Here is a 12,289-nt window from a genome sequence, read left to right as displayed (position 1 = left end):
TTAAAACATAAAATACTTCTTAATAAACAACCAATGCTGGACGGACACTATGAGTACGACGAGCGCAAATGAAGCCTATTCACAGGCCACACCATCGAGCCAAGCAGCAGCCGCTAATCAATGGGTGCTTGCCAGTAACAATAAAGGCAAACTTGCTGAGTTTAAAAGACTGTTTGATGACGCCAATTTAAACGTCACCATCGTCCCGCAAGGTCAGCTTGATATCGATGATGCGATTGAAGATGGGCTGAGCTTTATAGAAAACGCCATTATCAAAGCGCGACATGCCAGCCGAGCCAGCGGACTACCAGCGATTGCGGATGATTCAGGGATTTGTGTACCCGTACTGGGCAACGCACCGGGTATTTACTCTGCGCGCTATGCCGGTGAGCATGGTAACGATGACAAAAATAATGCCAAGCTTATTGCTGACTTACAGCCCATTCGCGATGCGCAGACTAACGAACCGATTAAAGGGCTATTTGTTTGTGTATTGGCCATGGTTCGTCATGCCGATGATCCGCTACCGATTATCGCGCAAGGATTGTGGCACGGTGAGATTTTAGAGACGCCCCATGGTGAGGGCGGCTTTGGCTATGATCCGCTGTTTTGGTTGCCAGAGCTGCAAGCGACTGCTGCCAGCTTGAGCGCTGCTGATAAAAACCGCATCAGTCATCGTGGACAGGCGATTGAGCAATTATTGGCGCAGCTGCCTTTATAGGTGTAATGGACTATAAATGTAATATAGCCGTTCCACTATAAAAAAATACAGTACTACTGGGATAAATTTTGCGTAGCCTCTGTCTGCGCAGGCACAGCAAGCAAGCAAGAAAAATTTGTCCCAGTAACACGTGATAATATTTGTACTTATTTTATTTAGGACTGACTATAGATTTAAATTCACTTGACCGTAAACAGATAATTTTTACTTTAATAAACAGATAGATTATACTGTTCTACTTTTAAAATTTTGCTGAAAGCCGTTATTTGCCTGCATAATTGAGCAAAAAACGTTATTATGCGACCTATTAACGCTTTATTATTGATATTTGTAGTGTCTATTAAGATAAATAGCTTCGCTTTTTAGTATCATTTAGTGCCCGCGGTAATGACTAAAGGCATTGACTACCGAGCTGCTAGCTACCGATGTCCCCTATTTATTCCAACGGCAATCGACAGTAAGCGCCCGTATTTTGGGGCACGATTGCCTATTATTTATTATTTAATCCTAAAGGTGTAATGAACATGGCTACAGATTTACAAGTCACAACCAACAAGCTTTCTAATAAAGAAACTCAGCTAACGGTTAAAGTGCCCGTTGAAAAAATCCAAAACAAAGTTGAAGGCCGTATTCGCCAAGTTGCGAAAACTGCCAAAATTGACGGTTTCCGTAAAGGTAACGTTCCAATGTCACATATCCGTTCACAGTACGGTGCTGGCATTCAACAAGAAGTGATCAACGATGTGATCCGTGATACGGTCTTTGAAGCGATCAAATCTGAAGACATCCGCGCCGTTGGTATGCCTAACATCGACGACGTAAAACTTGAAGATGATTTCTTAGTTTATCAAGCGACTGTCGAAATCTTCCCAGAAGTTGAAGTTCAAGGTATCGATGAAATCGAAGTTGAGCGTCACACTGCGACGGTTAACGAAGAAGACGTCGACACCATGATCGAAAACCTACAAAAGCAACGTGAAGAGTTCGTCGAGAAAAAAGGCATGGCGGCAAAAGACAACCAAGTAACCTTTGATTTTGAAGGTACAATCGACGGTGAGAAATTTGAAGGTGGTTCATCTGAGGACTTCAAACTGGTCATCGGTAGCAACCAAATGATTCCAGGTTTTGAGACTGGCATTAAAGGCATGAAAGCTGGCGAAGAAAAAGTCATCGACGTGACCTTCCCAGAAGATTACCAAGCTGAAAACTTGGCTGGTAAAGAAGCACAATTCAAAATCAACGTAAAACTGGTCGAAAGATCTAAATTGCCTGAAATCAACGAAGAGTTCCTTGAGCTATTCGGCGTAACAGAAGGCGGTGTTGAGAAGTTAAAAGAAGACGTGCGCAAAAACATGGAACGCGAAATCAAAAACGCAGCACGTAGCCAAGTGAAACAAGCGACTTTTGACGCACTACTAGAAAAGAACGAGTTTGACGTACCGAACGCCATGCTAGAGCAAGAAATTGAGCGTCAGCGCAACATGATGATGCAGCGTTTTTCTCAGCAGTTTGGTGCCAATGCTGATAGCTTCGATAAAGACATGCTGCCAAACGAGCTGTTCGAAGAACAAGCGTTACGTGCTGCCCGTCTTGGCATCATCGTTGCTCGCGTTATCGACACCAAAGGCTTAGAAGTCGATCAAGAGCGCGTTGAAAGCTTCATCAAAGAAGCCGCTGAAAACTACGAAGATCCAGCAGAAGTCATCGAGTACTATACCAATGATAAACAGCAACGCGCTAACATTGAGTCTGTGGTACTAGAAGACCAAGTGGTTGATTATCTAATCGAGCAAGGTAAAGTGACGGACAAAGAAGTCAGCTACCAAGACTTGCTAGCCGCTCAGCAACAGCAGCAACAAGCGATGTAAATTCTTAAGAGATAACTTCTTAGGAGCTAACTTTGCAAATTGCCATTAATTGGTAGATAGCTTAGCTTGAACCAAAAATGCCCTAACACATTGTTAGGGCATTTTTATTGGTACTCTGACAAAGGGTCAAGGCTATCTTTATAAACAGTTTATAGCTGAGCCCCTTGATAAATGTGTACAGACGCCTTATTAATAGGGAGTCACTCATATTATTAAGAACACTCATGTTATTAATACAAAGTCATTTTTCACATTAAAACGTTACTATTACTCTAATAAAAAAGTTACCATTGGCTCAATTATTTTTTTGCGGCTATTGTTAGTAGGCATTATTATTGGCGACTTTCAATATTAACTGCCTTTTATTGGCCTTGATAATTTTTATTAGCGGATAGGTTTTATTACAAGCCAGCAATGTTTACAATGATAACCACCAATAAAAATTTAGCCAGCAGCTAACCTTAATCCCTTTATTCTATATACTTATAAACAGGACATCTTTATGACAGATTATGATCGCATCACTGCCAACCCGCATTTTGATATGCTCATGAGTGCGCATGACAATGTACAAAGCACGACTCAAGCCGCATTAGTACCGATGGTGGTTGAGCAGTCATCTCGCGGTGAACGCTCGTTTGATATCTTTTCGCGCCTATTGCGTGAACGCGTTATCTTTTTGACCGGTCAAGTCGAAGACCATATGGCCAATCTAATCGTCGCTCAATTATTATTCTTAGAAGCAGAAAACCCTGACAAAGACATTCATTTATACATCAACTCACCAGGCGGCTCAGTGAGTGCTGGTTTAGCGATTTTTGATACCATGAACTTTATCAAGCCAGAAGTATCGACTATCTGTATGGGCGGCGCTTATAGCATGGGTTCATTCTTGCTTGCGGCAGGTGAAAAAGGCAAACGTTATGCGCTAGCCAACTCTCGCGTGATGATTCATCAGCCTTCAGGCGGCGCGCAGGGTCAAGCGACAGATATCGAAATTAACGCGCGTGAAATTCTAAAAACACGTGCCCGTTTAAATGAGATTTTAGCTGAGCGTACGGGTCAACCAGTAGAGAAAATCGAAAAAGACGTTGAGCGTGATTTTTGGTTGGATGCTAAAGAAGCCAAAGAATATGGTTTGGTTGACGAAGTATTAGAGCGCCGCCCTGCTTCTTTATAATTACTGTGATGGTAGACGTATAAGAGCAGAAGCCTTGATAAGCATCAAGCGCCTTAACGATATACATTTTGGCCTTGATGTCAATAATCAGAATACTTGTGAGTTTTAAATTTTAGGAGCGCCTTTTATGGCAGAAGATAACACCCCGCAGTGCTCGTTTTGCGGCAAAGCCAAAAGCGATGTACAGCAGCTGATTGCCGCCGACGATGCCAATATCTGTAATGAATGTATCGAGCTATGTACCGATTTAATCGCTGACAGCGCCGAAGACGGTGATGATGATAGCGAAATCGATACCTCTTGGGTCAATAAAAAGCTACCAACGCCAAAAGAGTTGCGTGCCAAACTTGATGAATACGTCATCGGACAGGATGCTGCCAAGAAAGCATTGGCGGTTGCGGTTTATAACCACTATAAGCGTCTAAAAGTTAGCCAAACCTTAGCCAGCGATAGCAAAAAAGCCAAAATTGGCGCTGACGATGCAATGATTGAACTAGCCAAAAGTAATATTTTGCTGATTGGTCCAACAGGTTCTGGTAAAACATTACTGGCACAAACTTTAGCACGTCTGCTAGATGTGCCTTTTGCGATGGCGGATGCGACAACTTTGACCGAAGCGGGTTATGTCGGTGAAGACGTTGAAAACATCGTTCAAAAGCTATTGCAAGCATCAGACTATGATGTGAGCAAAGCCGAACAAGGTATCATCTATATCGATGAGATTGATAAAATTAGTAAAAAAGGTGACAACCCGTCTATCACCCGTGACGTATCAGGCGAAGGCGTACAGCAAGCTCTGCTAAAGCTTATCGAAGGCACCGTTGCTGCTATTCCGCCTCATGGCGGTCGTAAGCATCCACAGCAAGAGCTGATCCAAGTTGATACTAGCAATATCTTAATCATCGTTGGTGGCGCGTTTGCAGGTCTTGATGCTGTCATTCAACAGCGTACAGAAAAAGGTGGTATTGGTTTTAACGCCGATATCAGCTCAAAAGATGACAGTAAACGCAGCTCAGATTTGCTACAGCAAGTTGAGCCAGAAGATTTGATCAAGTTTGGTCTTATCCCTGAGCTGATTGGTCGTTTGCCAGTACTGGCTGCGCTACAAGAGCTTGACGAAGAAGCCTTGGTACAGATTCTCACTGAACCAAAGAACGCTTTGGTAAAACAGTATAAGTATCTGTTCGATATGGAAGGGGCTGATATTAGCTTTACTCAAGAAGCCCTCGATGCCATCGCTAAAAAAGCCATGGAGCGTAAAACAGGGGCGCGTGGTTTGCGCTCTATCGTTGAAAACGCGCTACTTGAAACCATGTACGAGCTACCATCAATGAAAGATGCTAAGACCGTCATGGTTGATGCAGAAGTAATTAATGAAGGTAAAACACCTAAAATTGATTAATGCATGGTTGGATTAAAACAGTCCGTTATTCATTGGCTGTTCTATTAAAAAAGCGTCTGGCATCATGCTAAGACGCTTTTTTTACGCTTGATTTTTCTCATTTTTTATTACATACAATATAGTTGATTCACTTTTTAAGAGTGACAGCAGCGTTTATTAAACGACATGAGCCCTCCTCACAAATCGTGCTAAGGTAGAAATACTCTGAAATTTCTACTATTTCTCTCTTAAACAAAGGACTGTTTATCATGCTCAATAACCTCACTGCTATAACAACCTCTTTGCGTCAACACCTACCTTTTTCTCCTGATACAGACCACGACATTGCGCCTTATTATCATAATCACGTCGCGGCGATTACTGGAGCAGGCTCTGGTATGGGGCGTGAGCTTGCCATCCATTTGGCACAGATGGGTTGCCACGTGGCGTTATCAGATATCAATGCTGAACAATTGGCACAAACCCAAGAACTGCTCATTGGTTACGACATTAAAGCCACCACGACCGTACTCGATGTTTCAGACAACAAAGCCGTTAACGATTGGGCAGATAGTGTGATGGCTGATTATGGTAAGGTGAATTTTATCTTTAACAACGCTGGCGTGGCACTCTATTCAACCGTAGAAGGCAGTAGTATTAGTGAGCTTGAATGGATCATGGGTATCAATTTTTGGGGTGTGGTCTATGGCACCAAAGCATTCTTACCATTGATTAAAAATAGCGTGAAGCAAAGCGAGTCTACTAATCATAATATAGACAACAAATCACGCCAATTTAACGAACACGGTCACGTCGTCAACATTTCCAGCCTATTTGGTTTGACCGCTCAGCCTTCGCAATCTGCTTATAACGCCAGTAAGTTTGCCGTACGTGGTTTTACCGAAAGCTTGCGCTAAGAGTTAGACATTCAGCGCTGCGGTGTCTCAGCAACTTGTGTGCATCCAGGCGGCATTAAAACCAATATTGCCAATAGCGCGCGTGGCAATGACAGTATTAGTGATCTGGGCATGCGTAGCGGCCGTAAAGCCATCAGCAGCTTTAATAAATTCTTAAAGTTCGATGCCAGTGAAGCTGCTTGGATTATTTTACAAGCAGCCGCGACCCAACAACCGCGTTGCTTGATTGGTAACGATGCCAAGATGATAGATGCGGTACAGCGCCTGTTCCCATCGCGTTATGGTCAGGTATTAAATAACATCAATAAAATATCTCGTAAATTAAAAGGTAAGAAACGTTCAAAAACTGCTGCTACGAAATGACTAGAACGCGTCCTTCTGCTGAACGAAAGCGACTAAATGAGCTATAAAAAGTACCACATCAAAAAAGGCGCTCAAACATGGGTAATGTTTGAGCGCCTTTTTTGATGTGGTAAGCAGTATTGGCTTTTATCTCAGTTTCCGTCTCTTTTTTATAGGTTATTGAATAAATTTGCTTTTATTTTTAATTTAAAAACACTTTACTTATTTGTATTTGGTACAATTATATTACTAGCATCTTACAGATTGATTACTTGTTGGATTTTAATAGGCAGAGTTGGGTTGAGAAGTTATTAAAATGGCCTTGAATACCTAAGGACGCTTCTTGATGTTCCTTATACTTTTAGCACGTTATTTATCTAAAACACAAAATTATTTCTGCCATTATGGTATCTAAATTACCATATAAATCTATATTTACATATTATTTTTTAAGATAAGGATATTCCAATGAAAAAAATCCCCAATACTAATTACTCCTCCCTATTAGTAGCGACTATTTTTGCGATTAGTGCTGCCAGTGTGACGGGTTGTAGTAATAGCGAAGATACCAAAGCTGTCGACCGTGTCGAAGAAGCAGCAGCATTGGCACGTGTAAAAGATTTGGAATCTCGTGCAGAGGCATTAAAAGATAACATGCCAGCTGCCAATGATACGACGGCGCCCACTGGCGGCGACACCACAGCAAGCGCCAAACCTTCTATCAAAATGCCAGATCAATCAACGATTCCAGATGATGAATTTGGTGCAGCGGTAAAGCGCGGCCTACAACTGGCTAACCACACTTATAAAGAGCTACCAGACAACGTCGGTAACCAGCTTAACTGTACCAGTTGTCACTTAGGTAATGGCGCAGAAGCCTTCGCGGCACCTTGGAATGGCATGCCAGGTATTTATCCTATTTATCGTACACGTGCGGGTCGCGTCAATACGATTCAAGAGCGCATCAATGGTTGTTTTGAGCGTTCAATGAATGGTAAGCCGCTTGACTTAGCTTCAGATGATATGAACGCCATGGTCTCTTATATGAGCTGGCTGTCACAAGACTTACCCTTTGGTGTTTCACCTGAAGGTCGTGGTTTTGTTAAAGTTGACAAGTCGTTAGAGCCAAATACCGATAATGGCAAAAAGTTATTTGCTGAAAAATGTACGGTTTGTCATGGAGAGAATGGCGAAGGTCAATACAACGATGATGGCACTTACCTCTATCCAGCAGTCGCTGGTGATAAGTCATTCAACGACGGTGCGGGTATGGCGCGTACCTATACCGCAGCATCATTTATCAAAGGCAAAATGCCGTTCGGTCAAGGCAACTCGCTCAGCGACCAAGAAGCAGTCGATATTGCAGCTTACTTTACCCACTTGCCACGCCCTGTAAAAGCCAATAAAGAGAAAGATTGGCCAAATGGTGATGCGCCTAAAGACGTACGTCGTTAATTTTTAAAAACCTTTATGATATTTACCATAAAAACCCCAGCTATCAAAATAGCTGGGGTTTTTATGCATTATACCTAACATAATATAGTCGCTTAAAGATGATATCGATACAGGCTCTACTGCTGGTATAAATTTTTCTTGCTTGCTGTGCCTACGCAGACAGAGGCTGCAAAAAACTATACCAGCAGTCTCGTAAAACTTTTAAGGTAATCTCATATCACCTTCAATCAACCAGCCCATACGGCGCATCACATAAGCCACGATACCGGCAATGATAGCGGGTAATACAAACATCAATAAAATAATTGCTGTCCATAGCTGCGTCATACTCATCAACTCTTGTGACGCTTCAATCACACCAAACACGCCCACCAATCCAGCAGTTCCCATACCCGCACCAGTGGCAGTACAAGCAAGCCCGAAACCAACGGTTGCAATGGGACCGACAATGGCACTGGCTATGACAGCAGGCAATAAAACGATGGGCTTTCTAAGGACATTGGGAATCTGTAGCATACTGGTGCCCAACCCCTGCGATACCACACCGCTAACACCATTATCTTTAAAGCCCGCAACGGCAAAACCAATCATATGCGCCGCACAGCCTACTACTGCGGCCCCGCCCGCAAGGCCACCAAGCCCAATGGCAATGCAAATGGCGGCACTAGATGTCGGTAATGTCAATAAAATACCAACCACCACCGCAATGACAATACCCATTAATAGCGGCTGTAACTCAGTGGCCGCTTGAATACCCTGACCAATGGCATTGACTGCCGCAACGACAGGAGGATTCAACAACGCACACACGGCCAATGCCACCGCACACACTAATAAGGGCACGAGTAAAATATCAAGCTTGGTCTTGCCCGCGACCCAAGTGCCCGCACGATAAGCAAATACGGACGTTAAATAGGCACCGATTGGGTTCCCAGGTAAAGCAACAAACGTCGCAGGCCCTCCCACTTGCGGGGTAAAGATCGTCCCTGCCATCAGCGCTTCAGAATGAGCACCAAGCATTCCTGCCACCAAACAGCTGAGCATGACTAGCGTCGGTGCTTTGAGATAATAAGCAATGCCTACCCCGATACCCGCTCCCATTAATACCGATGCCAGCTTACCCACCGCGACCAATGCAGGTAAATTTAACCAACCACCGATTTGTGAGATGATAAGACCCGCAATTAACGTGACAAATAGCCCTAAAGCCATGCCAGTAAATGCATCGATAAAATACTTCTGAAAAAAGGCTTTAATCATGTCCGTAGGTGGCGTTGCTGAAGTCGATACCGTCATAGCTATACTCTTTGTAGAAGTGTTAATGAGATAAAATTAAAATCTGAGTAAAACTTTACTAAAAATAAGAGATAAAAAAAGCGTCATTGCGACGCTTTTTTATTATAAATCAACCACTAAAGCTATTCCAAGCAACTTAACCTAACGACGCTGTTCAACGATAATAGAATCAATACCATTATTCTGTAGGCGCTGCTGAGCAGTAGTGACTGCTTGACGGTTATTCATCGGCCGTGAAATCACTTGATAGATTGGCAAACCACTACCTGTAGTATTTTTCACCACTTTAGCATCTACACCTGCCATTAGCACCTGTGCACGGCGGCGGTCCGCTTCATCAGCATCACCAAAGCTATTGATCTGCAAAATATAGGTAGCAGCGGGTTTGGCCGCTTGAATGTTGGCAGCACCTGAGCCAGTACTGTTGGTTCGATTGGCATTGTTAGTTCGATTGGCATTATTGTTGCTAGCAGGCGTCGAACCATCGTAAGTCGCATCCTCTTCGACAACAACAATATCGCCATCATCACCGCTATTATTAGTGGCAGCGTTGTTACCACTGCTATCACGGCTTGGTGTGATAACTGTGTTTTCAGAGATACCAAAATTACCTGTATCATCGTTACGATTCGAGGCAGTATCTTCTGGTTGATTGACGACCACATCAGGCTCAAAGTCAGAGGTTTGTCCTAATGGACGGTTACTGGTTTCACCAAAATCTTCATCAGGAATAGTGGCCATTTCTTGATTGGGTAAAATATCGTAAAACTCATAATCCCCATTATCAGTATCAGTATCGACACGCTGCTGTACCTGACGATCAGAATCATTACCTGCATTTCTGTCAGCGGGACTGAAATCAAATAATGGCGATAGGTATATAAACACCCCGATCATAAGCGTCAATATTGCTCCGACAAACATCCATAATAAGCCTGATACGCTACTTGTTTTACGCTTTTCAGTCGCGCCTTTAGGTTTTTTGGCTAGCATGGCTTTGCATCTCCCTACTGAATCTAACTATCAACTATCATCAAATTATTGCTATCAATCGTCTATTTATGTTACATAATAAATGCTACATGCTAGACGGTGCCGACAACCCTAATAAATTAAGCCCATTGGCCAATACTTGGCGTACCGCTTTAGACAAACGCAGGCGGGCTTGCATCAAATCCATCTCATCCGAGCTTGGTGTCTCGCCCGACGTCAAGCTCACGGGCAAAATACGATTGCTGTCATACCAACCATGGAACAGTGCTGCCAATTCTTTTAAATAATTGGTCAATACATGCGGCTCGTAACCCGTCGCTGCACGCAGCAATGTCGCTGGATATCCCGCTAGCAGTTTAATCAGCTCATCTTCGTTCGGTGCGCTGAGTAAGTTTTGCTGCTGCAAGCCGATCGCATCGTCTACTACAAAGCCGCTGTTTTCTAGTTTTTCTAATACTCGGCAAACACGTGCATGCGCATATTGGATGTAATACACTTGGTTGTCTTTACTCTGTGATTTGGCAAGCTCTAAGTCAAAATCAACATGCACTTCAGGCTTACGCGCGACATAATAAAAACGCGCCGCATCATTGCCAACTTCCTGGCGCAGTTCGCGTAAGGTCACAAATTTGCCCGAGCGAGATGACATCTGCACTTTTTCACTGCCGCGCCATAGTGCGACAAACTGTACCAGCACCACATCGAGACGCTCAGCATCGATGCCAAGCGCTAATAAAGCCGCCCTTACTCGCGGTACATAACCATGGTGGTCTGCACCCCAGACGTTAATGACTCTATCAAAACCGCGATCAAATTTATTTTTATGATAGGCAATATCAGAGGCAAAGTAGGTAGATTGACCATTGGCACGGCGGACCACACGGTCTTTTTCATCGCCAAAATCGGTCGATTTGAACCAAATATTGCCATCTTTTTCGTATAGATAGCCTTTTTCATCTAAGATTTGTAAGACTGGCTCAATTTCACTATCAATCGACCTTTCGCTAAACCAGCATTCGTAACTCACGCCAAAGTCATTTAGGTCATCTTTGATGTCGGCCAAAATACTACTCAACGCAGCATTTAAAAACAGCTCATAACCATCGCCAAGTAATGCTTTGCTATTGGCAATTAGACCATCGATGTGCGCTTCTTTATCGCCTGATAGCAGTGTTTTTTCGCCATCAGTATTTATCTCAAACTGAGCGTCTTCTGGCACATCTTTAGCGATTTTTGCAAAATCATGCACATAGCTAGTACCATGTTGTGCTTTTAGCGTTTGAGCAATATCACTGACATAGTCACCCTGATAACCATTAACTGGGAAGGTTATTTGTTCGCCATTGGCTTCTAGATAACGCAAATAGGTGCTGGTGGCCAAGATATCCATTTGACGACCGGCATCATTGACATAATACTCACGCGTGACGTCATAGCCAATCGCTTCAAGCAAGTTTGCCACGCTCATACCAAAGGCAGCACCGCGTCCGTGACCGACATGCAAACTAGAGGTTGGATTGGCAGAGACGAATTCAACTTGTACTTTTTGACCATCAAACTGCTTACTTAAACCAAAGCGGTCTTGCAAGGTAAAGATATCGTCTAATACGGCAAACTTGGCTTCCGCATTTAAGAAAACATTAATAAACCCAGGACCTGCGATTTCTACTTGGCGAATATTTTGATTTTCGGGCAGAGCATTGACGATTTTTTCGGCAAGCTGGCGCGGGTTGACCTTGGCGGCTTTGGCAGCAGTAAGCGCGATGTTGCTGGCAAAATCACCATGACTCAGGTCTTTAGTACGGGTGATTTGGCTGTTGTTTTTCCAGTCAGCTGGTAGAGTGCCATCTGCTTGTAAAGTAGTAATAGCATCGTTAAATAGTGAAGCAAGGGTATCAATTTGGGCTTGTGACATAGGGATTTGAACTCAATTAAATAAACAACAAAAACGGGGTAAAAATGTGGTGGATGCAAACAGTTAATAACTGCGTATTATAATGGCGACCGACATTGCAAGGGATAAAATAATGTAAAAATATAAGTAACCTGTAAATATAACAATCTTTGCGCTTTATTGCACCATTTGCACCAAAATTAGCCCTAAAATCTTATGGTTATGGCAGCCAGTACTTATAG

Annotated in this window: 8 protein-coding genes and 1 pseudogene; 6 read left to right on the top strand and 3 right to left on the bottom strand. The window is 43.3% G+C overall.

Translation table 11 applies throughout. The annotated features are described in order from the left end of the window. The first annotated feature begins 49 nt into the window (after positions 1–49). The 6 genes and pseudogenes from rdgB (at position 50) to ACT3TU_RS12150 (ending at position 7,864) form a co-directional block, all read left to right on the top strand. Positions 50–721, top strand: a complete 672-nt coding sequence (gene rdgB, locus ACT3TU_RS12175) for an RdgB/HAM1 family non-canonical purine NTP pyrophosphatase (protein ID WP_225735340.1) — start codon at positions 50–52, stop codon at positions 719–721. A 524-nt stretch (positions 722–1,245) separates the two neighbouring features. After that, on the top strand, positions 1,246–2,589 hold the full coding sequence (tig, locus tag ACT3TU_RS12170; RefSeq protein WP_192524773.1) for a trigger factor: 1,344 nt from the start codon (positions 1,246–1,248) through the stop codon (positions 2,587–2,589). 550 nt (positions 2,590–3,139) lie between these two features. Further along, the gene (gene clpP, locus ACT3TU_RS12165) at positions 3,140–3,769 is read left to right on the top strand and encodes an ATP-dependent Clp endopeptidase proteolytic subunit ClpP (protein ID WP_192524776.1); all 630 of its coding nucleotides are present in this window, start codon (positions 3,140–3,142) and stop codon (positions 3,767–3,769) included. 127 nt (positions 3,770–3,896) lie between these two features. Then, entirely contained in the window at positions 3,897–5,171 is a 1,275-nt protein-coding gene (gene clpX / locus ACT3TU_RS12160) for an ATP-dependent protease ATP-binding subunit ClpX (RefSeq protein WP_192524774.1), read from the top strand. A gap of 323 nt (positions 5,172–5,494) precedes the next feature. Continuing rightward, positions 5,495–6,430, top strand: a pseudogene (locus ACT3TU_RS12155) (SDR family NAD(P)-dependent oxidoreductase). A gap of 447 nt (positions 6,431–6,877) precedes the next feature. Continuing rightward, the gene (locus ACT3TU_RS12150) at positions 6,878–7,864 is read left to right on the top strand and encodes a c-type cytochrome (RefSeq protein ID WP_192524704.1); all 987 of its coding nucleotides are present in this window, start codon (positions 6,878–6,880) and stop codon (positions 7,862–7,864) included. 201 nt (positions 7,865–8,065) lie between these two features. Here the strand turns inward: ACT3TU_RS12150 and ACT3TU_RS12145 are convergent, their stop codons facing one another. From ACT3TU_RS12145 to argS, 3 genes are all read right to left on the bottom strand, one after another. Beyond that, the gene (locus ACT3TU_RS12145) at positions 8,066–9,160 is read right to left on the bottom strand and encodes a PTS transporter subunit IIC (protein ID WP_192524703.1); all 1,095 of its coding nucleotides are present in this window, start codon (positions 9,158–9,160) and stop codon (positions 8,066–8,068) included. A 141-nt stretch (positions 9,161–9,301) separates the two neighbouring features. After that, the gene (locus tag ACT3TU_RS12140; protein ID WP_192524702.1) at positions 9,302–10,153 is read right to left on the bottom strand and encodes an SPOR domain-containing protein; all 852 of its coding nucleotides are present in this window, start codon (positions 10,151–10,153) and stop codon (positions 9,302–9,304) included. Between the two features lie 85 nt (positions 10,154–10,238). After that, positions 10,239–12,068: an arginine--tRNA ligase gene (gene argS, locus ACT3TU_RS12135; protein WP_192524701.1), complete on the bottom strand. Its 1,830-nt coding sequence runs from the start codon at positions 12,066–12,068 to the stop codon at positions 10,239–10,241. Between the last annotated feature and the right edge of the window lie 221 nt (positions 12,069–12,289).

Origin of the sequence: Psychrobacter sp. AOP3-A1-26, from assembly GCF_052378235.1 — a bacterium.
In the GTDB taxonomy this organism is placed as follows: Bacteria; Pseudomonadota; Gammaproteobacteria; order Pseudomonadales; family Moraxellaceae; genus Psychrobacter.
Note: the sequence above shows the minus strand (reverse complement) of the source record. Positions and strands in the feature narration are given on the sequence as shown.

Coding starts and splice junctions, on each gene's coding strand:
- ACT3TU_RS12140 (WP_192524702.1), bottom strand. CDS start 10,153: ATGCTAGCCAAAAAACCTAAAGGCGCGACTGAAAAGCGTAAAACAAGT.
- argS (WP_192524701.1), bottom strand. CDS start 12,068: ATGTCACAAGCCCAAATTGATACCCTTGCTTCACTATTTAACGATGCT.
- clpX (WP_192524774.1), top strand. CDS start 3,897: ATGGCAGAAGATAACACCCCGCAGTGCTCGTTTTGCGGCAAAGCCAAA.
- ACT3TU_RS12150 (WP_192524704.1), top strand. CDS start 6,878: ATGAAAAAAATCCCCAATACTAATTACTCCTCCCTATTAGTAGCGACT.
- clpP (WP_192524776.1), top strand. CDS start 3,140: ATGAGTGCGCATGACAATGTACAAAGCACGACTCAAGCCGCATTAGTA.
- ACT3TU_RS12145 (WP_192524703.1), bottom strand. CDS start 9,160: ATGACGGTATCGACTTCAGCAACGCCACCTACGGACATGATTAAAGCC.
- tig (WP_192524773.1), top strand. CDS start 1,246: ATGGCTACAGATTTACAAGTCACAACCAACAAGCTTTCTAATAAAGAA.
- rdgB (WP_225735340.1), top strand. CDS start 50: ATGAGTACGACGAGCGCAAATGAAGCCTATTCACAGGCCACACCATCG.